The following is a 22,218-nucleotide window of genomic DNA, read 5'->3' on the forward strand; positions in this document are numbered from 1 at the left end:
CATTCGTGAAATATCACGGGTGGGCGTGAGATTCCACAAGGCAACAGGCCTATAATAAGGCACAGCCGTGCACTACCCCAGCGCGGCAAGAACTTGCCGTGGCCACCCTGCTCCCTATCCCCCGTCTCCGCGCCGTACGCCGTCTCGCCGCCGCCCTGGCGCTGGCGCCTGCGCTGGCGTTCGGCCAGGCCGACCTCGATGCGGAGCTGGCGGCCACGCGTGAAATCGTGCGCTTCGTCCCGGACGACGCGGCCGCCCGGCTGGGCCGGCTGGAAGCGCGGGCGCGGGCGGCGCCACTGGCGACCCGTGCCGAATTCCTCTGGCTGTACAGCAGTGCCATCCGGCGCAGCGGCGACCCGAAGCGCGCGCTGGCGATGGGCGACGAACTGGTGGCCTGGGGCCGAAAGGCGCGCGACGACGCCACCTATGCCAAGGGCCAGCTGGCCCGTGCCTATGCGCTGTACGAGCTGAACGACCTGGCCGGTTCGCACCAGGCGAACTTCGAGGCGGAACGGGCGGCCAACCACACCGCCGACCTGCCGCTGCGCGTGCAGGCAACCATCTCGGCCGGCCAGTCATTCCAGGAACAGGGCAACTACCCGGCCGCACTCGGCAAGCTGCAGGCCGCCATCGACCTGGCGCGCAAGGTCGCGGATGACGACGCGCCGCTGGCCGGCGCGCTCAATGCGCTGACCTTTCTGTACATCGACATGAAGCAGTACGACAAGGGCTGGGAAGTGCAGCGCGAATCGCTGGAGGTGGCGAAGCGGATGCGCTCGCCGGGCCGGCTGGCGATCGCGCTGGGCACCGAGTACGGCCTGGCCATCGAATCGGGTCAATACCAGCGCGCCCGCCGCGCGCTGCAGGAGGGCCTGGCGGTGGAGCGCCGCCTGGGCGCGCGGCAGATGATCGCCGACACGCTCGTCAACCTGTCGGACAGCTACCTGAAGGAGCGCGACTATGCGCGCACCGCCGATGCCGCCCGACAGGCGCTGGCGGCGGGCGTGGACATCAACAGTCCCAGCGTGATCGCCACGGCGCGCGTCAACCTGGGCCAGGCTTACCTGGGCATGGGCCGGGTCGCCGAGGGCAAGCGCCAGTTCGAGGCGGGCCTGGCCGGCTTCGAGAAAAACGGCGACAAGCCGGAACTGCAGGCCGTGCTGATCGAATACGGCGCCGCGCTGGAGCGCGCCGGGGACTACCATGGCGCCATCTCCGCCTACCATCGCGAGCGCCGCATCTCGGACGAGATGTTCGCCGAACAGCGCCAGAAGGCCGTGCTGGAACTGCAGCAGAAATACGATACCGAAAAGAAGGCGCGCCAGATCGAGGCGCTGCGGCAGGAAAACCGCGTCAAGGGTGCCGAGCTGGACAATCGCCGCCTGCAGCAGCGCATCTGGTGGCTGCTGGCGCTGGTGTTCGCGCTGGCCGCCGTGGTGGTGGGCCTGCTGTACCGCAAGGTGCGCCAGGCCAATGCCCAGCTCGAGGTGAAGAACCAGGAACTGAAGCAGCAAAGTTCGCTCGACCCGCTGACGTCGCTGTACAACCGCCGGCATTTCCAGGACTTCATGCGCACCCACGCGCAGGTGGAGCGGCGCCACCATGGCGGCGGTGCGGGCGACGAGCTGGTGGGCGCCCTGTTCCTGCTCGACGTCGACCATTTCAAGCACATCAACGATACCCATGGCCACGCCGCCGGCGACGCGGTCCTGAAGACGATCGCCGCCAACCTGCGCGAAACGCTGCGCGAGACGGACATGATCGTGCGCTGGGGTGGCGAGGAATTCCTGGCGTTCCTGCCGGCGGTGCCGCGGGACGGCCTCGATGACGTGGCGCGCCGCATCCTGCGCGGCATCTCTTCGCAGGCCATCGCCTACGGCGAGAAGACGCTGCGCATCAATGTATCGGTGGGTTTCGCGCCCTACCCGCTGGCCCCGGGCGGCACGCCGCTGTCATGGGAGCGCGCCGTCAACCTCGTCGACATGGCGCTGTACATGGCCAAGTCGCACGGCCGGAACCGCGCATATGGCCTGCATGGCTTCCATGACCTGGAGCGCACCACGCTGGAAGCGATCGAGCAGGATCTGGAAGGCGCATGGCGCAACGGATTCGTCGACCTTGCCGTGGTGGCCGGCGATGCGGTGCCGGTGGATGGGGTCGAGCGGCAGCAAGCGCCGGCTTGAGGGCCTGGACCGCTGCGGCGGACCGACCGGTTTTCGCATGATGTTGCCGATTCCTGAACAGAAAACCGGTGTCGTACACTTTTCCCCACAACGACGCTCGGAAAAAATGTCCGGCACCGGACGCGGCGGCCACTGGCTACTTCGCCTTGCCCTTCGCCTCGTCCTCCTGGCGCGCGGCCTCGGCGCTGGCCTGCATCTTCTCGCCGGCCCGCTCGAGTTTCTCGCCTACCACTTCGGCTGCCTTGTTCAGCTGCTCGCCGGCCTTCTCGGCCGCCTGGTCCAGTCCCCGGCCGGTTTCCCTGGCCGCATCCTGAAAGTCCTCGCGCGCCTTTTCCAGGTGCACGGCGGCCTTGTCGGTCGCCTGGTCCAGCTCGCGGCCGGTGTCCTTCGCCGCGTCCTGCAAGTCCTCGCGTGCCTTGTCCAGGTGGCCGGCCGCCTTCTCGGTGGCCGCGTCGATGTCCTTGCCGGCGCGCTCGACGGACTCCTCGACACGGCGGTCGTCTTCCTTGTGGCAGCCGGCAAAAGCCAGCAGCAGCGCCAGCGTTCCGGCGCCCATGATGAATCGTGATGGTCGTTGCATGATGTCCTCCTTGCCGGCAGCTTAACAAAATTCGCCGGCGCAGCGCGGCGCGGATGCCGGCGGCCCTATTCGCAGCGCTGGCCGACCCATTCGCGGCCGCCCTGGACGCAGGCGTGCAGCTCGCGCTCCAGGCGGGCGGCCCTGTCGCGCAAGGCGCCGCACTCGGCGCCACCGGCCGCGGCGCACTGGCCGGCCAGGCCGATCGCGCTGCGGTAATTGCCCTGGGCGAGTTCGCGCTCGGCTTCGCCCTGCAGGCGCCGCGCTTCGGCGCTGCCGGAAGCCGTCCTTGCCGCGGTCGCTACCAGGGGCGACGTGGCCGGCTGCGGCGGCGCCGCGGACAGCGGCGGCGGATAAGCACCCTGCCCGGCCGGCCGGCCCTGGTCGGGCCTGGCCTGGCCCGGAGCCGCCTGTGCACCTTCCAGCAGCGTTGCTTCCAGCATCCGCGACAGCGCTTCGCGCAGCGAGTCGATGCGCTGCCGCGTTTCCGGCCGGCGCAGTTTCTCGGCCGCGTTCAGCTTGGCTTCGACGCAGGCGCGGTCCCGCCGGTCCAGGCAGGCGCTGGCATCGTCCAGCAATTTCTCGGCACGGCGCGCATCGATGCGGCTGCGCATCTCGCGCGCGGGCTCGTCCTCGCCCCAGCGCTTGACGAATGCCGACAGCCGCGTCGAGGCCTTGTCGAGCGCGTTCGCGGCCAGCGCCGTTTCCAGTGCGGCGCGCGTGTCGGACCATGCCCTGGCGCGCTGGCTTTTCTTTTCGCAGGCCGGCGCGGTGGCGGAGATGGCTTTCTGCAGGCGCGCCAACTGGGTCGCGCTGGCCTTCTCGCGGCGCAGGTCGGCCAGCGCTTCGCGGGCATCGCCGATCTTGCAGCTTTCGGTCAGCGCGACGGCGTCGTCCACTTTCCTGTCCAGTTTCTTCGCCGGATCGCCCGGCTTGACCAGGAACCAGATCGCCAGCAGCAGTAACGCCACGAACAGCCAGGTACCCTTGCCGATTGGCTTGCGCAGCGGCGGCTGCGATGGCCCGCCGGGCACCCCGCCCGGTGGCCGGGGCACGCCGGCTTGCGGCTGCGGCTGCTGGTAGCGCGGTGGCGGGGCCGGCTCCGGGCGCGGCGCGGCGGGCGGCCGGGCCGGTGCCGCCGGCGATGGCGTCGGCGCGGCGGCCGGCGTGCGTGGCGGTATCGGTGCAACCGGCGGCGTCGGAGGCGATGTGGGAGGCGAAGCGGGCGGCGGCACCGGCGCCGGCGGCGGAACGGCGGTGCTCCGTGGTGCCGCGGCGGCTTGCCCGGTGCCGCAGTAAGGGCAGAACCGCACGGCGCGGGGGAAGCCGCGCCGGCAGGCTTCGTTTATGCAGCGAAAGTCTGGCGTCACCGTTTTACTCCGGGTCGGGGATATCGTCCACCGGATCGGGGATTGCCTGGGCGAACAGCGGCGCCAGTTCCGCCACTGCCCCGGCCGGTTGCCATTGATCCACGTGCGGCACCCAGCGCATGTTCCAGGCCTTGGTGGCGGCGGTGACTTCGCCGCGCGCGATGCGCTCGGCCAGCTCGGCCACCGTGTACGGGCCCTGCTGCATCCGGTCGACGAACACCTTGAACAGGGAGGGCGCAGCGGACGCGTTGCCCGATGCAGCGGAAGACGCGGCCGCCGGCGAGGCCATGCCAGCCGGCCCGTTCACCGCCTTGGCGATGGACACGCCGCCGGCCAGCAGCGCCTGCGCCGCGGCATTCCCGGCCAGATACTCGGCGCGCGGCACGCGCTTGTCGACGCTGTGCTGCACTTCCCACTGGTAGGCGTCGGACGCCGATCCCGGCACCGGCTCGCTCCACTGCGTGAGCAACTCCAGCGCGCGGTCGAGCGCGCCGGCCAGCGATGGCTCGGCCGCCAGCGCGCGCCGCAGCCATTCGTCGTGCAGCCGCTTGGCCGTGATGTTCGGCAGCGAAGGCGACGGCAGCTCGGCGCCGGTCTCGTCCACTTCCAGGCGCGGCTGGTAGACGCGGTGCTGGAAATAGCGCATCAGTGCCGCCAGCAGCAGGAACTGGTGCGGCCCCATGCGGGCCAGGCGCTGCTGCACGGTGGCCACGATCTGCTCGCGGTAGTACGACGGCAGCCCGTTCGAACGCACCGCGTACTCATTGCCCACCTGCAGCCATTCGCCGGAACCCTGCTCCACTTCGAACAGGTACTGGCCGCGCGGCTGGAACGATGCCTCGCGGTCGGCCAGGTCGGCCTTGCGTTTCAGGACGCCGAGCGCCACGGCCTGCAGGAACCATTCGTAGTCGTCGGCCAGCCGGTTCAGTTCATCCATGCCGGGCGCGATCGGGTGGCGGAAGCGCGTCGCATCGAAATGCAGGTGGGTCGGGATCTTCGGGTTCTCGATCTGGTACGAGGTGCGCCACGTGGGCAAGCCGCGCAGCACCGTCATCGGGTAGCCGGACAGTTCGATGTAGCACACCGCCCGGCCCTTGACGCCGGTGTTGACGATGTTGACCAGCTCGCCGTGGAAATAGCCGGTGGGCGCGGCGGCGCGGATTTCCGGTTCCAGCCGCTTCCACGCATTGACATCGCCCACGCCGACGAAGCACTTGAACTGGTCGGCGCCCGGCGTGAACTCGGCCGAGAAGCGCGCGTTCACCCACGGCATGGCGCTCTTCAGCCATTCGGCGAACACGCGCTGCCGCTCCTGCACGGACATGGCCAGCAGGCGCTCGAGCAGCGGATCGGCCGGTTCCGCGTTGCCGCCCGCTTCCAGCTCCTCGGTGGACAACTGCGTCTGCGCCCGGCGGAACAGTTTCAGCAGCAATGACGAACGCAGCTTCTCGTCGCCCAGTTGCGGGAACAGCCGCGCCGAGCCGCCGAATTCCAGCAGCACTTCCTCGCTCCACGCCGACACGTCGCCGGTCAGCTTCACGGGCGGCGGCGGCTCGTCGCTGGCCAGCTTCATGTAGGTGGCATGGTCGTGCTGCGCATCGGCGCGCAGCTGCGCCACGCGCTGGTCGACGGCGCCCAGCATGGCTTCCACGCAGCGGCGCCCTTCCTGGAATTCGCCGGCGATGCCGGACCAGACGGCCTGGCCCTTTTCATCGACCGATTGCGGTTCGCCCAGCCACGCGGACACTTGCCGCAGCACCTCGGCCGACTGGCCCGCCGTGACGGACAGCAGGTGGAAGCGCAGGTAATCGGCGATGTCGCGCTTCAGGTGGACGATCACCTCGCGCGCCTGCGCACCGGCATTGATCCACTTGCCAGCGGCCTGCGAAAGATTGTTGAGCGATTCCTCGACCTGCCGGGTGCGCAGCGCATCGCGCATTTCGCGATAGCGGCGCTCGTTGTGTTCCATGCGCGGGATATCGCGCTGGGCCACGCGGGCCTTGATCTGCTCCAGCAGCGACAGCACGAATTCCAGGCCGCCCTGGCGGCGGTCGTCCAGCAGCGCATACAGGCGCTCGCGCACGCGGCCCTTCAGGCGCATCACCAGTTCCTGGGTGTGGCGCTTCAGCCGGTCTTCGCTGGTCTCGGCGATGGCGCCGGCTTCGCGGATCGCATCGCGTTCCAGTTGCGGCAGCAGCTCGGCGATCTTGGCGCGCCATTCCTTCAGGTCGTAGCCGCCCGTGATGCGGTCGATCTCGGCCTGCACCTTCGCTTCCACCCGCTCCAGCAGCGAGCGCTGGTCCTTGTCCATCAGCAGCTGGTCGGTCAGCGCGTATTCCTGGAACGGCGTGACTTCCACCGTGCCCTTCTTGAAATCCGGGAATTCGTCGAACGGGCGCTCGGCCAGCCACATGTGCTCGCGCATGAACACGTCGCGCTCGCCGTCGCCGGCGCGGCGCGCGGGCGCGCCATCCTTGCCGATGATGCCGAAGAACGCTTTCACCATCAGCGCCGCCAGTTCGTAGGCGCGGATATCCTCGCGCAGGCCCTGCTGCGTGTCGAGCACGGACTGGCCGAACGCCGAATACACTTTCGAGTACGACAGGCGCATGTCGCCGAAGCGCGTCTCGGGCACCTTCGGATTGAATGGACCCAGCTTGTGCTGCTGCTGGTTGACGGCGACCGAGCGCTTCCGGTTGGCAAAATCGGCCGAGGCGAAATCCTCGAACAGCGAATCGGCCACCATCTGGTAGACGTCCTTGACATCCTGCGTCGCCTTGTTCGCCAGGTTCGCCGTGTCGACGAAATACACGTCGTCATACGGCGCGCCGCGGCCGACCAGGCTGTCCGGATCGGCCCAGCGCACCTGCGCGTTCATGTCGCGCATCGCCGTCTCCATTTCCATCAGCGTGGCGTAGGCATTGGCCTCGGTGCGTTCCTTGTTGGCGCGCGCATACCCGGTGGGCATGAACATCACCAGGTCGACCTGGCTGTCGGCCACTTCCTGCCGGGCGATCGCCTTGGCCAGCCAGCCCAGGTCGAGCGCCGTGCCGGCGCCGGTGCCGCCGGCGTTCGAGGCGATGACGACGATGCGGAACTTCGACGTATCCACCTGCAGGCCCAGGCGCTGATAATTGTCCTTGCGCTCGATGCCGGCGTTCGATGCTAGGAAGTTCAGCGCCCCCTTGATGCGGCCGCGCAGTTTCGGATATTTGTCGAACAGGTACAGCCGCGCCACGGCGCGGATCTGGCCCGCGCCCAGCGAGGGATCGATGCCCAGCGAACGCAGCTTCTTCGGGCGCAGCGGCATCCAGTTCTCGATCAGCGGAAAGCGCGCCAGGCTGTCGTCGGATTCGTGGTACTGCTGCAGGTCGATCGGCTCGACCAGCCGCTCTTCGTCGCCCAGCTTGACCAGTTCATACCACGGGTCGGTGCGCTGCGACTTGCCTTCGTCGATGACGGCGCCGCTGTCCAGGTCGATATGCAGGAAGCGCGCGACGGGGAATTCGCCGATCGATTCCACCCGCGCGGGGTGATGCCGGTTCCACACGGCCGACAGGATGCGCCGCCGGATCCGCATCATGACTTCCATGCCCGTGCCGCCGGCGCCGATGAACAGCGTCGGCCGCAGGTCGACTTTCAGCTCGGTCTTTTTCCCGATCGGATCCACGGTCTACCTCCGTCCGGTAAACAGCGCGCCGGCGATCGCGGCGATGCCGAACACCAGCAGCGTGCCGGTGATGGCCACGTTCAGGAACTTGGTGGAGTTGACGAAGCCCAGCACCACCGCGGCGGACAGGAACGCCAGCCCGAAGAACAGCAGCCAGCCGGCCGTGTCGGCCGACGACGGCGCCACGCGGCGCCGCACCAGGTGGTTCGAGAACGCGTTGCGGGCAAAGAAGAAGATCACCAGCAAAAACAGGAACACGGCGCCGCCGATGGCGATGTCGCGCGTGGACGTGTCGGTGGCCGGTGCCTGGCCTTCCGGCGCGACCTCGATGCCGGTGCCCGTGGTTCCTGCCGTGCCAGCGCTATCGCCGGGCGGCGTGGTGGACAGCGTGCCGTCGCCGGTGGGGGCCTGCGCGGCTTTGTCTTCGGGGATCCGGAAACCCGGATCGCGCTGGGGTTCGTTGGCTTGCATGGTTTTTCCTCTGGTTTCTTGTCTGGCGCTCTTTGCGACTATTATTTGCCACGTTATTTGCCACTTCTGCCAGCGAGCTGGACGTTGGCGCCTTCGCGCACGTTCGCCAGCTGGTATCCGAACAGCGTGGTATGCAGCTCGGCGACCTGGTCGCCGGCCGTGTTGTACAGCGGGGTCTTCGCGCCGGCTTTCGTGCGCAGCGTGCGCGGTTCGCCGTCGACGCTGACGACGACCTTGCGGCCGCGCGTGGCGGCCACCGCCAGCGCGCCGGCCGCCGCCAGTACCGCGAACAGGCCGCCGATGGCCGCCAGCAGCGGGCCGGCGCCATATTGCAGGCGCACTTCGACGGGCAGCACGGCGCGCGAGCCCTGGATCCGCGCCGGCGGCGTGAAGATGTCCGGCAGCGGGTCGCCGGGGAACAGCTCGGCCATGCGCTGGCGGAACGCCTGCGACAGCTCCAGCCGCTGGTTGGCCAGCGTGACCTCGATGCGGCCCGGGATCACCTGCGCGGAGCCGGCCGTGGACAGCGCCGCCAGCGACCACTTGCCGGGCAGGTTCGCCATCGGCAGGGTCAGCGACGATGCCAGCGGTTGCGGCTTGCCCGGCGCGAGATTGCGCACCGCATCCGTCTGCAGTGCGACGGGTTTCACCTCCCCCGCCAGCGCGGCTTGCGCGCTGATGTCGGCTGCCGTGATCGTGTACGGGTACATGGTGTTTTCCAGGCGCCAGGTGATGCGGGCGGCGTGACCGGACGGTGCGCCGGCCGATGTGCCGGCGTCGAGCTCGGCGCGCAGCCGGCCATCCGGCAGCACGGCGTAGCGCACGCCCGGGGTGTTTTCCACGCGCGCCGGCACCAGGCGCACGGTGTCCTGGTCCAGCGGTTTCAGGCGCGCCGGCATTTCGGTGATCACCTGTTTCAGGCGGCCGCTGGCCAGCAGCGCGTCGAGTTCGCGCGCGCCCTGCTCCTGCACGGCGAACACGTAGACCATCAGGCCGCCCGCGCTGTACTGGGCGCCGCGCACCGGCATCTTCAGTGGGAACGCCAAGGCCTTGCGGATCGCCGCGCCTTCGTGGATCAGCTGGTAGAACTCGCGGTTGCGGCGCGCCGTGGCCTGGTCGTTGTTCGGGCTGTTGCGGTTGTTCGTGAACAGCCACACGAGGCCGGGCTTGCCGCCCAGCGCGCCGTCGATGGCGCTGCCCACGGCTTCGCCCAGGTCGGTATCGGCCATGGCCTTGCCGCCCGGCTTGCGGCCCACTTCCAGCGGATCGAGCACGCCGCGCACTTTTGCCCGGTCCGGCTTGCCCTTCTGCGCCAGCAATGCGCGCGGCGATGGCGCGCCCGGCAAGCCCTGGTTGAACGCCGCCAGCACCAGCGCATCGCCGGGCGCCATGGCCGCTTGCACCACTTCCGTCACCAGCGCCTTGTAGGGCGATGCCGGGTCCGTATAAAACGGTTCCATCCAGCCGGAATTCTGCACCAGAAACACGTGCGACGCCGCCTGCGCGGTGAAGGTGGCACAGCACGCGAGGACAACCGCCGGCCAGCGCTGCCAGCGCGTCACGCGAAGCCCTCCAGCTTCCAGCCACGGATCTCGTTCCACGCTGGGTGGTGCAGCCACAGGCTGCCGTGCCAGACGAACGGCACGCACTCGCCCGGGTTCTTCAGGCGGGCGATCTCGTCGAGGATCACGTTCTGCCGACCGATCCATTCGACGAAGGTGCGCGGCAGCACTTCGCCGGCCAGCGCCGCCTCGGCGCGGCCGGTAAAGCCGGGGAAGCGCAGTACCAGGCCGGACGGCTGGTCGCGCGTGGCCGATACCGCTTCCAGCAGCGGCAGCACGAGCGCATCGACGCGCGCCTGGTCTTCCACGTCCTCGACCGACCAGGGATCGTCCTTGACCTGGTGGCCGCGGCGGAACAGCAAGGTGCCGAAGCCGAGCCGCGCGCCGTCGATGGACTCGACCTGTGGCGTGCCCAGGCCGGCGCCATCGTCCAGCGCGCGGAACGAATAGTTGGCGCCGTCGTTCCCGATCAGCCACAGGCGGCCGTCGCGGCTGCGCGCCGGGCCGCCGAACTGCAGGCGCGGCACCCACGGGAATGGCCACGGCAGCCAGCGCGGCGGATGGCCGGGTCGCCACAGCAGCTGGCCTTCCTCGTGCAGCCAGTACAGGCGGCCGTCGTAGCTGAACGGGCGCGACCAGCCGGCCTGCGGTACCGGCACGGCGGGATCGATCGCGTCGATCTCGAGCACTTCGGGGTCGGCGCCATCGGTCGCCGCACTCCACAGGCGCACGCCATCGGGCGTGACGAACGGGCAGGCGATGCGCCGGCCGACACCGCCCGGGCTGGCGGCCAGGCGCGCCTGGAACACGGGCTCGGTGCGCCAGCTTTCCGCAAGCGGATTGACGATCAGGCGGAACAGGCCATGCGCCGTGGGCACGATGCCGAACTCGCCGCGGCGCCGCTCCCCCTGCGATTCCGCCGGCGGCAGCCACGCATAGGCCGACGCGGTGAAGTGCAGGTCCGCCGCGCCTTCGTCCGCCGCGAAGACGTGCCAGCGCGCGCCGGGCGGGTCCCAGTACTGCACCACGTTGCGGGTGTACGCCAGCGCGACCAGGCGCTGGGCGGAAAAACCGAAATCGGCGGCGGCGAACACGCACACCGCGTTCGGCGGCGCGGGCATGCGCCAGTCGGGCCGGCCTACGGCCGGTTCCGGCTCGCGCCCTTCGAGCGCCTCGCCGAGCGGCAGCGCCGTCTGGGGCAATCCGTGGGGTACATGCCGCGGCAGCGCGGCAGCGCCGGGTGGCAGGAGGCCGGTGGCCGGCCCCCACCATGCCGCGTGCTGCACTGGCCCGGCGCGATGCAGCGCCGCGCCGCATTCGGGGCAGAAGGAGAATTCGGGCGGGAAGATCGCCGCATGCGTGCACGTGGTGGGCAGCGCCGCGCCCACCAGCAACGCGACATCCGTCAGCCGGTTGCGCGCGAGTTCCCAGTCGATGCGGGGCACGCCCTGCACCGCCTCGAGCACGAAGCGCGTGGACGTGGCGGCATCCTCGCGCCACACGCTGTCCCCGGCCCGCCACCATTCATCCATCGATCCCCCATCCACGTTTGCAATCTTGTTGCGTCAATCATAACGCATTTGACTGCCGCCAGATGAACTGGAGGTGACCCGAAACAAAGGCGCTGTGCGCGGTAATTGGGGGAACTTCCTGGTGGAATGATCGTCTGACCTCCTGTTGAGCTACTTCATGTATTTGAACTACTTCATGTATATCAGGAGGCGACATGGGCACGACGGATGTTCAGCTATTGATCGAAGCATTGATCCAGCAACAGCTTTCAGAAGACCAGGTCACGTTGCTGCACAGCTTCCTGGCCAACGTCGAGCAAGCAGGCCAGTGCTTTCGCCTGATCGAGGAAGCCGCCGGAAGGCCGCCTTGCCCACATTGCGGATGCCAGCGGTCCCACCGTTGTGGACAAGCCAGTAGCTTGCAGCGCTATCGCTGCGTGGCGTGCCGACGCAGCTTCAACGCCTTGACCGGCACACCGCTTGCCCGGCTGCGCCTGCGCGACAAGTGGCTGCACTACCTGCAATGCATGATCGAGTCGATCCCCGTGCGTTCTGCGGCCAGCCGAGTGGCGGTGGCCAAGTCGACCAGCTTTCGATGGCGCCACCGTTTTATCGCCGCTTTGCTCCGTGCACCCCGTCCGCAGCTGTCCGGCATCGTCGAAGCCGATGAGACTTATCATCTCGAATCACAAAAAGGCTCGCGCCACCTGGACCGCCTGCCGCGCAAACGCGGCGGCATGGCCAGCCGGCGCGGCATCAGCAGCGAGCTGGACTGCATCCTCGTTGCCCGTGACCGCAACCGCCAAACCTGTGACTTCGTGACGGGCCGCGGCCCGGTCAGTGCCGGCCAGCTGATGAAACACCTCAAGCCCGTGCTGGCGCCCGACGTGCTGCTCGTCTCCGATGCCGCCAAGGCATACCAGGCATTTGCAAAGCAGGCCGGCATCACGCACGAAGCGATCAACGTGCGTGCCGGTATTCGCTCGCGCGGCGCACTCCATATCCAAGGTGTCAATGGATGGCATGGCCGTTTCAAGACCTGGTTGCGGCGATTCAATGGGGTCGCCAGCCGCTACCTGGCCAATTACACCGGCTGGCTACGTGTGCTCGATGCCGCCGTCTTGACGACACCACGGCAATGGTTGCGCAATGCCGTGGCGCCAGACTAGCTGATCGGCTCTTTTGTCGAGCCCGGCATGCGAAAAAGTTTCGTGCTCAACGGCAAAGCCATTCAACGCGAACAGCGCCAAAACAAACGCCCCGCACAGTGGCGGGGCGTTGATTTGACTGGTTTTATCGCCGGATCGCGGCGGATCGGCTTTTTTTTGTCAGCGCTCGGTGTCGATGGACGATTTTTTCGGTGGCGGCGGCAGCGCCCAGGTCACGGTTTCGCTGGCGGGCGCGGTGTCCATCGCATCGGAAAATTCCAGCCAGCGCTTCAGGCTGTCCATGCGGCGAATGTTGATGCCCTTGCCGCTGATGTAGCCCACCTGCTCGAAGTATTCCAGCTTGGTCGTCATCTTCGACGTGGTCGGCAGGTCGTCCACCAGCCGGGCATAGGCCTTGCGGGCCTTCAGTTCCCACTTGGCCAGCGTCGGTTCGTTGAAGCGGTTGCTCTCGTAATAGATCGTCACGCTGCGGTCGTGGTTGCCGAAACCCACCACGGCAGCACCCTTGCGCACCAGTTGCAGGACATCGTCCTTGATGTCCGCTTTCGGCACGAACAGGGCAGCGCGGCCATCGGCATCGGGGCGCTCCAGCGGCAGATCCTGGCCAAACGTAATGCTCATCTTTGCTCCGTGATTGCGTCGGCCATATTGGTGTTGCCGAGTGGATATATTCGGCGATTCTACTTGGGGTTGCGGCCAGTCACAAGCGACACGCGACTTATAATGTGCTCGCCGCAACACTTTGCCGTTTTCCATTTCCGTTTTTGCAAACATGATGACTTATGCACCATCCGCCAACGGTGACGCCGCCGGGGTGACCAGCGAGGCCGCCACCGGGGCCGCCGCGCGCAACGTGGCCGACCTGCTCGCCCACGCGCTCGAGCACGGGCCCGCGCACCGCGCGCTGGTGGTGTTCGACCGCCGCAGCGAGCTGAACGCCGTGCTGACGGAAGCCTATCGCCGCGCGCTGCCCGACGGCACGTTCATCGACTTCGACGCGGTGTCCGCCGACGCGGTGCTGGCCGCCTTCGCGGAACTGGCGCCGCGCGACCTGGTCGTGCTGATCCAGACCACCAGCTTCCGCCTGAACGAATACCGCATCCGCATGGAGCTGTTCCAGCGCGGCCTGAAGGTGATCGAGCACCTGCACCTGTCGCGCATGCCCGGCGAACAGGCGCTCGTGTATATCGATGCGCTGGCATATGACCCGGCCTATTTCCGCGGCACGGGCCACGCGCTGAAGGCCCGGCTGGACAAGGCACAGGGCGGCGTGGTCGACAGCGGCAATGGCTGCGAGCTGGTGTATGCCTCGCCGTTCGAGGAAGCCAAGCTCAATATCGGCGACTATTCGGCGATGAAGAACGTGGGCGGCCTGTTCCCCATCGGCGAAGTGTTCACGGAGGCGCGCGACCTGGAGGCGGTCAATGGCCGCGTGCGCGTGTTCGTGTTCGGCGACACGTCGTTCCGCGTCAACCGCCCCGCCGAACCGATCACGATGATCGTCGAGCGGGGCCGCGTGACCGGCGCGGAAAACAGCACGCCGGCGTTCGACGACATGCTGGCCATCATCCGCGCCCACGAAGGCGACGTATGGGTGCGCGAACTGGGCTTCGGCATGAACCGTGCGTTTTCGTTCACCCGCACGGTGGACGACATCGGCACCTATGAACGGATGTGCGGCGTGCACCTGTCGCTGGGAGCCAAGCACGGGCAATACCAGAAGCCGCAACTGAAGCGCAAGGATGCGCGCTATCACGTGGACGTGTTCGCCGTGACCGAGGGGGTGTACCTGGACGGCGAGCGGATCTATGCAGGCGGGGCGTGGACGGTGTAAGGCGCCCGCAGTTCCAGGCTGTCGGTCGGTTACCGGACTCGGGCTGATATCGCATCCATCCAATCAACCCCGATACTTCAGCGCCTCCACCACCAGCGAGAATGCCGCGGTGGGTTGCCGCCGGCTCGGATAATACAGGTGGTATCCGGACAGCGACGAGGACCATTCCGCCAGGACGCGCACCAGCCGGCCGGCCGCAAGGTGTTCGCTGACGACGTCTTCCGGCAGGTAAGCCAGGCCCAGCCCCGCAAGGGCGCTGTCGAGCTGGAGCGTTATTGTGTTGAAAGACAACTGTCCCCCGGGCCGCACCCGCAGCTCGTGCCCATCCTTCACGAAAGGCCATGACCAGACGCCGCCCGACGTGGGCAGGCGCAAGGCGATGCAGCGGTGTCCGGTCAGGTCATGCGGCGTCGCCGGCATGCCATGCCGCGCGAAATAGGCTGGCGCGCCAACCACGCACTGGTCGAAGTCCGGGCCGATGCGCACGGCGATCATGTCTTGAGCCACCTGCTCGCCCAGGCGAACGCCCGCATCGAACCGCTCCGCGACAATGTCGGCGAGGCTGTAGTCGTCGATGACTTCGACGGAGATGTCGGGATACTCGGGCAGTATCCTGGCCAGGGCGGGCAGCAGGATCGTCCGCGAAGCATGTTCGACGGACGTGATGCGCAGGCTGCCCGCCGGCTTGCCGCGCCATTCGCTCAGGTCGGCCAGCCCCGACACGATGCCGTCGAGGTGCGGACCGATCGACCTGGACAGGCGCTCGCCGGCTTCGGTGGTCGACACGCTGCGCGTCGTGCGCGTCAATAACCGAACGCCCAGGCGCTCTTCCAGCGCCGTTATTTTGGCGCTCAGCGCGGGCTGCGAAATGCCCAGTTGCGCCGCCGCGCGCGTGAAGCTGCGTGCCGCCGCCACCGCCTGGAACGCCGCCAGGTCATCCAGGCTTTCCTTGATCATTCATAACCTCCGCCTATAAGAACAAGAAGATTACTCGATCTAATCATATCGGTCGCGGGCCGGTACATTGTCGATACGCCGTCAGCCGCGTTTCACCCGCCACCATCGAGGAAAAAAAACATGCCACACACCGAACACTCCGCAGGACCGATTCCAGGATCGTCCAGCCGCACCGTGCCCGCGGACCAGGCGCGGCGCGCCTTCATGAAGGACTCGGTGTCACTGGGCGCCGCCGTCGCTGCCGGTACCATTCTCCAGACCGGACCGGCCTCCGCGCACGGCCAGCAAGGCACGCCGGTTCGCCCGCAAGCCCCGCTGGAAACAGGCATGAAGCCGCGCAGGCTGGGAAGCATGCAAGTCTCCGCACTGGGACTGGGCTGCATGAACTTCGCCGGCAACTACAATGCCCCGGTCTCGAAAGCCCAGGCGATCAGGACGATCCGCACGGCGTTCGACAACGGTGTCACCTTCTTCGATACCGCCGAGGTGTACGGCCCCTACACCAGCGAGGGATTCGTCGGCGAGGCGGTCGCGCCATTTCGCGACAAGGTGCAGCTCGCCACCAAGTTCGGCTTTGCGATCGATGGCACGATCGCGTTGAACAGCCGCCCGGAGCATATACGCAAGGTGGTCGAGCAATCCCTGAAACGGCTGCGCACCGATCGTATCGACCTGTATTACCAGCACCGTGTCGATCCCGGCGTACCGATCGAGGATGTGGCGGGCGTGCTGAAGGACCTGATCGGGCAGGGCAAGGTGCTGCACTTCGGCTTGTCCGAAGCAAGCGCCGGCACGATTCGGCGCGCCCATGCGGTGCAAGCCGTTGCCGCGGTCCAGTCGGAATACTCGCTGTGGACCCGCCACGTCGAACTGAACGGTGTGCTGGACACCTGCAACGCGCTGGGCATCGGCTTCGTGCCATGGTCGCCGGTCGGTGCGGGATTCCTGACGGGCACGATCGATACGGGCACGGTTTTCGACCCGAAGGTGGACTTCCGCGCCGGCTTCCCGCGCCTCTCGAAACAATTCCTGACGCTGAACATGCCGATCGTGGAGTGGCTCAAAGGCTATGCCGCGAGGAAGGGAGCGACACCCGCCCAGGTCGCGCTGGCCTGGCTGCTGGCCAAGGGGCCGAACATCGTTCCCATCCCCGGCACGCGCAGCGAAGCCCATCTGCTTGAAAACCTGGGCGCGCGGCACCTGCAACTGACGGCGGCCGATGTGCAGGAGATCGACACGAAGCTGTCCAGGTATCCGGTGTTCGGCGACCGCATGGGCAAGGACCACATGAGCAGCATCGATTACTCCGCCTGAGACCTTCACCCGGGATCTTCACGCGCGGCCTTCACCGGTGCCCACATGGCGATGCGCATGCGCCAGCCATTCGATGCCACCTGCCGAGGTGGCATGCGAGCATTATTCGAGCTTCAGCGCGGATTTCAGCGCGCCGGCATCCAGCGCGCCGGAAATCACTTCGACCTGCCCTTTCGCGGACCGGTAGTACATCAACGGCACGGACTGGATCGGTGCCGCCGGATCCAGCGCGTGCATGAGCGCCGTGTTGCTTTCCACGGTGGACAGTGCAGCCTCTGTCGGCACCGACGTGATCGCCAGGGGATTTTCCGACAAGCGCATGGATTCCTCATTCGCCGACATGATGCCTGCCGGGTTTGCCGACTCCAGGATCACCGCGCCCATCGCAGCGCTTTCTTCGCCGAACACGCTGACCGGCACCCACACGAAATCGACCTGGTTCTCCACGGATTGCGTTGCCCTCCACAGGTCGCTGCAGTAGGAACAATGGGGGTCGAAGAAGACGAACGCCTTGTTCGGCGCCCCGCTGCCTGTCGAAATACCCCTGGCCTCTTTTTCGATGCGCGCCATGATCGCGGCGCGCCGTTCGGGCGTGATGGTTTTCGCGTGGGCTTCCATCATCGTTTCCTCCCGCGCCTTGACCGCAGGGGTACAGGCGGACAGGGATAGGGTCAGGGATAAAAGCAGCAACGATATCGTCGCGATGGGCAGGCGGTTTTTTATTTTCATGGATTTTTCAACGTGGATTATCCGAAGTCCAGGCCATGCCGCCGGGCTACCGGCGCTGCGGTGCGAGGCGCGCCCAGGATTGCCGCAGGCCCGCGGCATGGACGATGCCGAACACGGCGCAAATGGCGGAGCTCCACAGCCAGAAATTCGCCGAGCGGCCCGGCGCATCGGACATGACGAAGACGCCGCCGAATCCGCGCAGCAGATAAACCGCCGTGATGGCGGCCAGGGCGGTGCGCAGCAAGGGCAGCCTGCCGATCACGCCGGCACCCGACAGCGCATACAGCGCCCAGACAAAGAGAATGCCGGCAATGCACAGCGTGACGAAAGCCGGATAGGACGATCCGGCTTCCGCCATCCGCGCCATCTCTTCCCCGGCGCCCAGCGCGCGATACCACGGCGCGCCGAAGTAAATGCACGCGAGGTGCAACAGCGCGGCAAGCGCGCTGAGCGCCGCCGCCAGGGAAAGAAGATAGTTGGGATGGGGGCGCATAGTCACCGTTGTCGTAGATTGAGAACCCGATCGCATGGACCCTCGGCTGCCGTGCTCCGGTCGACGTGGAGGCCGGCACGACAGTTTCGCGGGAAATGTCATATTGTTAAGCAATCCTTCGACTGTAGCATACCGCCCAGTCCTGCCCGGGCGTGGCGTTCCGTACCGCCGCGCTGGCGGGATGATCGGTTGCGGCGGGCAGTCCCCCGCGCAATGCCTGTCCGCGCCGTTATTCAAATAAGGCAAACATGCAAATAAAGTATGGAGGGGCCGGTCAATACGGTTACACTGTAACGACGGAGTGCCATCCTTTTCGGATGAACGCTTGCCGAGATTGGCGTGCTGACTTGTGCTTGCTGACTTGTGCTTGCTGACTTGTGCTTGCTGACTCCCGCTTGCAGATTCCCGCTGACAGGGTCCCGCCGACAGGCTCCCATTGACAGCCCATTGACAGCCTCATGGCAGACCCGCCATCCCGGCCGTCATCGTCACTGGCCTTCTTAGCCTGCCGTCCTGTTGCTTTCGTCCCTGCTCGGACGATCATTCCCGTATTCCTGCAGCCGCAGCCGCAGCCGGGCCATTTTTACTCATAACGGAAGCAACATGCCAATGCAATCGTACCGGGGCCACGTGATCGACGTGCACTGCCAGTCCCTTGGCGAACGGATCACGTACCTCAGCAGTATCACGGTCGGCGCGACCGGCGAGCTGCGCCATGAAGGCAGTGCCCCGGCCAGCCGTTTCGGCAGTGCCAACGAGGCCCATGACAGCGCCTTTGCGGATGCCCGCTCGTGGATCGAGCGTTTCCCGCTGCGCTGGCCTTTTCAAGCCTGCAAGGGAGCCGCACGATGATACGAACCACCCCATGCAGGGCCTTGTCCGGCCCGGCTGGATGTCCAGCGAGCCAGCCATGACGAAGACCGTGCTCGCGCTGATCGTGTTCGCCGTGACCGTGGCCTGGTTCCTGTGGCCACATAATGCGGCGCCGGCGAAAACCCCGGTCCAGCCGACAGCTGGCAGCCACGCAACGTCCGCCGTCCGCTAGCAGGCGCTGATGCAAGCCGCCGCCGCAAGGATCACCATCGGCGCCCCGTGCGGGTGGCGCCATCGGAGCAGGCCATGAATCCAGCCGCCAATCCAGCCAACAATCCAGCCAGCAATCCAGCCGACACCGGCACCGCGCTCGAGGTCACCTTCGACGGGCGGCACTATCATTTCCGCCAGCACTGCTACGACCGGCTGGACGACGCATTGCGCTACGCAAGCGCGCAGCACGCCACCCCCGGTTTCGTGCGCGACCCGGCGTTCCGTCCGCAATGGCTGCCCGAGTTCGCGCCGGATGAAGCACAGCTGCGCCTGATGCGCGAACTGGACATCGGTTTCGCCGCCGGCCGTTTCAGCTTCGGCGCCTATCGCTACGACAGGCTGGAAGACGCCGTCGCCTTTGCGCGCCATGCCAGGCCCGGCGGCGCACAGGATTCCGGTACACGGCCGCCCGATCGATGAGCGATCCGGCGTGACCGTCCACCGACTCGCCATGCATCCCCGCCCCATGCATCCTCTTCCCATGCATCCTCTTCCCATGCATCCTCTTCCCATGCATCCACGCCCCACAAACACGGTGTCCAGATGAGCTCCGACCGGCGCAGCGACCTCCTCCAGGCCCAGCGCATCGACGCGGCGATCCAGATCGATGCGCTGTGGGGCTGCGTCAGCGCGTGGCACTACCTGCGCTCGCGTGGCACCGCGCGCGGCGTGGCCTTGCGTGTCCTGGGCCGTGGCGGTCCGCACCGCCGTTCGGATGTCGCGCATCCCGCCGCCAGGGATGCGATGCCGCGCGGACCGGATGGCGGAATGGGCCAGCGCGCGGCCAGCACGGCCACCGCGGCCGAGGGGGACAGCGGGGAAAGGGCCGACACCGGTGCGGCCACGCCAAGGAGCAACGTGGCCGCCGCCTATGCGGTCGAGCGTGCGATCGGCCTGGCCGCCACCGAAGGCCGGCAATATGCCGAGAGCCTGTTGCGCATTTATGGCTTGCCCACCGCGACCGTGATGCGCGTGCTGTTCGAACCGCACCGCAGGCGGCGCGCCGTGCCCCCGCCCAGCCATGATCAGGGAACGCCGCCCCCCGGCATCAGGTAGGCTTTTTCAAAAGCACCCGCGTCCAGCGCACGGCTGTAGAAATAGCCTTGCCCATGCGTGCAGCCGCACTCCGCGAGGAAGCTTTCCTCGCCCTCCGTTTCGATGCCCTCGGCCACGGTGGGCAGCGCCATGCTGTCCGCCAGTGCCAGCACGGCCCGCAGCAGTGCCTGCTTGCGCGGTTCGGCGTGGTCGATGCCGTGGATGAAACTGCGGTCGACCTTGAGCAGGTCGATCGGCAACTCGGCAAGGTAGCTCAGGCTGGAATAGCCGGTGCCGAAATCGTCGATCGCCAGCGACAGGCCAAGATTCTTGAGCTGCTGCAGGATGCTGCCGGTGCCGCCGGCATCGCGCATCAGGGTCGATTCCGTCAGCTCCAGCTGAAGGCTCGAGGGGGCCAGCAGCGCATCGGCCAGATAGGTCTCGACACCGTCGACGAATCCCGACTGCCGCAACTCCAGCGCGGACACATTGATCGCGATGGGGCCGGCCAGCCGCCCGGCCCGTTCCCACCGCTTGGCCTGCTTGATGGCCTGCTCCAGCACCCATTTGCCGAGGGGGACGATCATGCCGGATTCCTCGGCGCTGCGGATGAACTGCGCCGGGTTGACCCAGCCCCACTCCGGATGGCGCCAGCGCAGCAGCGCTTCGCAGCCGCACAGCATGCCATCGGCCATGCGGATCTTCGGCTGGTAGAACAGCTCGAACTCGGCAGCGCGCAGCCCGTTGCGCAGGCCGTCTTCCATTTCCTTGCGCTGGATGGCGGAGATCAGCAGGTCCTGGGAAAAGAAGCGCAAGCCCTTGCGTCCACCGATCTTCGCGCCGTGCAGCGCCGTGTCGGCGTGGCGCAGCAGCGTTTCCCCCGTTACGCCATGTTCGGGATACAGGGCGATGCCGATGCTGGTGCCCACGTGGACTTCCTTGCCGTCCACTTCGTGGGGCAGTGCGATGGCGGCCAGCACCCGCTCGGCGGCCCGGGTCGCATCGGCCGTACCCGCTCCCGGCGCCATCAGCACGACGAATTCGTCGCCGCCCTGCCTGCTGACGAGATCGATCAGGCGGAAGCAGCTGCGCAGGCGCGCGGCGACCGAGACCAGCACGGCGTCGCCGGCGGCATGGCCGAGCGTATCGTTGATCAGCTTGAACTTGTCCAGGTCCAGGTACATGACGGCGAGCGGCAATTCCCTGGCCTGCGCTTCGAGCAGGATGCGGTTCAGGTGGCGCTGGGCGGCGAAGCGGTTCGGCAGCCCGGTAAGGAAATCGTTCCATGCCAGGTAGTCGACCTGCGCGCGCAGTTCATGGGCATCCGTGACGTCGTGGAATACCATCACGGCGCCCTGGATGGCCCCGGACTGGGAAACCACGGGGGCGGTCGAGTCCTCGATGATGATCTCGGTGCCGTCGGTCCGCAACAGCATGGTGCCGCGTGGCAGGCGGATCGTCTGCCCCGTCGCGATCGCCTGCAGGGCCGGGTGTTCCAGCCGTTCGAGGGTGGTGTCGTCATGCAGCGTCATCAGCGCGGTGATCGGCGTTCCCAGGGCCGACTGCGGCGTTGCCGCGATCAGCCGCATGGCGGCCGTATTCAGGTACCGCACCTTGCCTTGGGCGTCGGTGCTGATGACGCCATCGGCGATCGCCTCGAGAATGCCCCGCTCGTTGCTGGAGAACTGCAGGACGGCGCGCCGCTCGACGGCCGCCGCGATAAGGGTATGGAACACTTCCAGCAGCATTTGCCAGCTGGCCGTTTCCAGCACGATCATGGTCCGGTGCGAAGTCCTGTTTGCACCCGCGTCTTCCGGACGCCGCATCGCCGGAGAATATTCCTCGGCAAGGATGGCGATGGGAATCGTATCGAAGGCGATGGCCAGCGCATCGACGGCCTGTTCGGGTGCGCAGCCGAGCCGCAGGGGATTCAGCAGGATCAGGTCGGGATAAGGCTTGCGCCGGGGGCCGGTCGCGACGGCGATACTGTCGGCGAACCGGAAGGCGATGGCGGCGCCGGAAGCCAGTGGTTGGTGCCGCAGGTCGTCCAGCCTGGTGCGGTCGCGCGCATTGCTGGTGACGACAAGAATCTGTATTTTCATCACGTTCCCCAGCCAGCACCAGTGCGTTCCCCACAGTAGCACATTGCCACTCTCCGGGCAGGCCAGCGGCTCGCGTGCGCAACACGCCGGGACCGCTGGCGGCCGGGCCGGCCGGTGCGCGTGGTGCAAAGGGCTGCGCGGGGAAAAACCAATGA

At 67.2% G+C, this 22,218-nt stretch carries 19 protein-coding genes; 8 read left to right on the plus strand and 11 right to left on the minus strand.

Going from position 1 to position 22,218, the window contains the following annotated elements:
• Positions 1 to 98 precede the first annotated feature (98 nt).
• Positions 99 to 2,183 carry a diguanylate cyclase gene (locus tag OU994_RS27425; RefSeq protein WP_307731755.1) on the plus strand — a complete coding sequence of 695 codons (2,085 nt, stop codon included), beginning with the start codon at positions 99 to 101 and terminating at the stop codon, positions 2,181 to 2,183.
• Between the two features lie 136 nt (positions 2,184 to 2,319).
• Here the strand turns inward: OU994_RS27425 and OU994_RS27430 are convergent, their stop codons facing one another.
• From OU994_RS27430 to OU994_RS27455, 6 genes are all read right to left on the minus strand, one after another.
• Complete coding sequence (locus tag OU994_RS27430) at positions 2,320 to 2,763, minus strand: hypothetical protein (protein WP_281608483.1); 444 nt, start codon at positions 2,761 to 2,763, stop codon at positions 2,320 to 2,322.
• A gap of 65 nt (positions 2,764 to 2,828) precedes the next feature.
• Positions 2,829 to 4,130: a hypothetical protein gene (locus tag OU994_RS27435; RefSeq protein WP_281608484.1), complete on the minus strand. Its 1,302-nt coding sequence runs from the start codon at positions 4,128 to 4,130 to the stop codon at positions 2,829 to 2,831.
• A 4-nt stretch (positions 4,131 to 4,134) separates the two neighbouring features.
• On the minus strand, positions 4,135 to 7,800 hold the full coding sequence (locus OU994_RS27440) for a tubulin-like doman-containing protein (protein WP_281608485.1): 3,666 nt from the start codon (positions 7,798 to 7,800) through the stop codon (positions 4,135 to 4,137).
• Positions 7,801 to 7,803: 3 nt separating this feature from the next.
• Entirely contained in the window at positions 7,804 to 8,271 is a 468-nt protein-coding gene (locus OU994_RS27445) for a hypothetical protein (protein WP_131144175.1), read from the minus strand.
• Between the two features lie 53 nt (positions 8,272 to 8,324).
• Positions 8,325 to 9,833 carry a hypothetical protein gene (locus OU994_RS27450; protein WP_281608486.1) on the minus strand — a complete coding sequence of 503 codons (1,509 nt, stop codon included), beginning with the start codon at positions 9,831 to 9,833 and terminating at the stop codon, positions 8,325 to 8,327.
• A complete protein-coding gene (locus OU994_RS27455; RefSeq protein WP_281608487.1) occupies positions 9,830 to 11,365 on the minus strand; it encodes a hypothetical protein in 1,536 nt (511 codons plus the stop codon). Before OU994_RS27455 ends, OU994_RS27450 begins: the two co-directional genes overlap by 4 nt.
• A gap of 398 nt (positions 11,366 to 11,763) precedes the next feature.
• On the opposite strand from OU994_RS27455, the gene OU994_RS27460 reads away from it, so the two are divergent.
• Positions 11,764 to 12,513 carry an IS1595 family transposase gene (locus OU994_RS27460; protein WP_281608488.1) on the plus strand — a complete coding sequence of 250 codons (750 nt, stop codon included), beginning with the start codon at positions 11,764 to 11,766 and terminating at the stop codon, positions 12,511 to 12,513.
• 159 nt (positions 12,514 to 12,672) lie between these two features.
• On the opposite strand, the gene OU994_RS27465 is transcribed toward OU994_RS27460, so the two are convergent.
• Complete coding sequence (locus OU994_RS27465; protein ID WP_131144171.1) at positions 12,673 to 13,134, minus strand: hypothetical protein; 462 nt, start codon at positions 13,132 to 13,134, stop codon at positions 12,673 to 12,675.
• 151 nt (positions 13,135 to 13,285) lie between these two features.
• On the opposite strand from OU994_RS27465, the gene OU994_RS27470 reads away from it, so the two are divergent.
• Complete coding sequence (locus OU994_RS27470; RefSeq protein ID WP_373922494.1) at positions 13,286 to 14,347, plus strand: hypothetical protein; 1,062 nt, start codon at positions 13,286 to 13,288, stop codon at positions 14,345 to 14,347.
• A gap of 63 nt (positions 14,348 to 14,410) precedes the next feature.
• Here the strand turns inward: OU994_RS27470 and OU994_RS27475 are convergent, their stop codons facing one another.
• A complete protein-coding gene (locus tag OU994_RS27475) occupies positions 14,411 to 15,304 on the minus strand; it encodes a LysR family transcriptional regulator (protein WP_281608489.1) in 894 nt (297 codons plus the stop codon).
• Between the two features lie 327 nt (positions 15,305 to 15,631).
• On the opposite strand from OU994_RS27475, the gene OU994_RS27480 reads away from it, so the two are divergent.
• A complete protein-coding gene (locus OU994_RS27480) occupies positions 15,632 to 16,618 on the plus strand; it encodes an aldo/keto reductase (RefSeq protein WP_281611735.1) in 987 nt (328 codons plus the stop codon).
• 102 nt (positions 16,619 to 16,720) lie between these two features.
• Here the strand turns inward: OU994_RS27480 and OU994_RS27485 are convergent, their stop codons facing one another.
• Both OU994_RS27485 and OU994_RS27490 read right to left on the minus strand, forming a co-directional pair.
• Entirely contained in the window at positions 16,721 to 17,347 is a 627-nt protein-coding gene (locus OU994_RS27485) for a hypothetical protein (protein ID WP_281608490.1), read from the minus strand.
• A 46-nt stretch (positions 17,348 to 17,393) separates the two neighbouring features.
• Entirely contained in the window at positions 17,394 to 17,840 is a 447-nt protein-coding gene (locus OU994_RS27490; RefSeq protein ID WP_281611736.1) for a hypothetical protein, read from the minus strand.
• 603 nt (positions 17,841 to 18,443) lie between these two features.
• Here OU994_RS27490 and OU994_RS27495 point away from each other — a divergent pair.
• The 4 genes from OU994_RS27495 (at position 18,444) to OU994_RS27510 (ending at position 19,982) form a co-directional block, all read left to right on the plus strand.
• Entirely contained in the window at positions 18,444 to 18,692 is a 249-nt protein-coding gene (locus tag OU994_RS27495; RefSeq protein ID WP_131144166.1) for a hypothetical protein, read from the plus strand.
• A 13-nt stretch (positions 18,693 to 18,705) separates the two neighbouring features.
• Complete coding sequence (locus OU994_RS27500; RefSeq protein ID WP_131144165.1) at positions 18,706 to 18,885, plus strand: hypothetical protein; 180 nt, start codon at positions 18,706 to 18,708, stop codon at positions 18,883 to 18,885.
• A 74-nt stretch (positions 18,886 to 18,959) separates the two neighbouring features.
• Positions 18,960 to 19,346 carry a hypothetical protein gene (locus OU994_RS27505; protein WP_281608491.1) on the plus strand — a complete coding sequence of 129 codons (387 nt, stop codon included), beginning with the start codon at positions 18,960 to 18,962 and terminating at the stop codon, positions 19,344 to 19,346.
• Between the two features lie 123 nt (positions 19,347 to 19,469).
• Entirely contained in the window at positions 19,470 to 19,982 is a 513-nt protein-coding gene (locus OU994_RS27510) for a hypothetical protein (protein WP_281608492.1), read from the plus strand.
• On the opposite strand, the gene OU994_RS27515 is transcribed toward OU994_RS27510, so the two are convergent.
• Positions 19,952 to 22,063: a bifunctional diguanylate cyclase/phosphodiesterase gene (locus OU994_RS27515; protein ID WP_281608493.1), complete on the minus strand. Its 2,112-nt coding sequence runs from the start codon at positions 22,061 to 22,063 to the stop codon at positions 19,952 to 19,954. The two genes, OU994_RS27510 and OU994_RS27515, sit on opposite strands and share 31 nt — an antisense overlap.
• Between the last annotated feature and the right edge of the window lie 155 nt (positions 22,064 to 22,218).

This window comes from Pseudoduganella sp. SL102, from assembly GCF_027856995.1.
GTDB lineage: Bacteria > Pseudomonadota > Gammaproteobacteria > Burkholderiales > Burkholderiaceae_D > Rugamonas > Rugamonas albidiflava.

What these genes read in the sequence shown, in the direction of transcription:
- OU994_RS27500 (WP_131144165.1), top strand. Translation starts at nt 18,706, where the DNA reads ATGCAGGGCCTTGTCCGGCCCGGCTGGATGTCCAGCGAGCCAGCCATG.
- OU994_RS27445 (WP_131144175.1), bottom strand. Translation starts at nt 8,271, where the DNA reads ATGCAAGCCAACGAACCCCAGCGCGATCCGGGTTTCCGGATCCCCGAA.
- OU994_RS27485 (WP_281608490.1), bottom strand. Translation starts at nt 17,347, where the DNA reads ATGAAAATAAAAAACCGCCTGCCCATCGCGACGATATCGTTGCTGCTT.
- OU994_RS27465 (WP_131144171.1), bottom strand. Translation starts at nt 13,134, where the DNA reads ATGAGCATTACGTTTGGCCAGGATCTGCCGCTGGAGCGCCCCGATGCC.
- OU994_RS27480 (WP_281611735.1), top strand. Translation starts at nt 15,632, where the DNA reads ATGAAGCCGCGCAGGCTGGGAAGCATGCAAGTCTCCGCACTGGGACTG.
- OU994_RS27490 (WP_281611736.1), bottom strand. Translation starts at nt 17,840, where the DNA reads ATGCGCCCCCATCCCAACTATCTTCTTTCCCTGGCGGCGGCGCTCAGC.
- OU994_RS27505 (WP_281608491.1), top strand. Translation starts at nt 18,960, where the DNA reads ATGAATCCAGCCGCCAATCCAGCCAACAATCCAGCCAGCAATCCAGCC.
- OU994_RS27470 (WP_373922494.1), top strand. Translation starts at nt 13,286, where the DNA reads ATGATGACTTATGCACCATCCGCCAACGGTGACGCCGCCGGGGTGACC.
- OU994_RS27515 (WP_281608493.1), bottom strand. Translation starts at nt 22,063, where the DNA reads ATGAAAATACAGATTCTTGTCGTCACCAGCAATGCGCGCGACCGCACC.
- OU994_RS27495 (WP_131144166.1), top strand. Translation starts at nt 18,444, where the DNA reads ATGCCAATGCAATCGTACCGGGGCCACGTGATCGACGTGCACTGCCAG.
- OU994_RS27455 (WP_281608487.1), bottom strand. Translation starts at nt 11,365, where the DNA reads ATGGATGAATGGTGGCGGGCCGGGGACAGCGTGTGGCGCGAGGATGCC.
- OU994_RS27475 (WP_281608489.1), bottom strand. Translation starts at nt 15,304, where the DNA reads ATGATCAAGGAAAGCCTGGATGACCTGGCGGCGTTCCAGGCGGTGGCG.
- OU994_RS27510 (WP_281608492.1), top strand. Translation starts at nt 19,470, where the DNA reads ATGAGCTCCGACCGGCGCAGCGACCTCCTCCAGGCCCAGCGCATCGAC.
- OU994_RS27430 (WP_281608483.1), bottom strand. Translation starts at nt 2,763, where the DNA reads ATGCAACGACCATCACGATTCATCATGGGCGCCGGAACGCTGGCGCTG.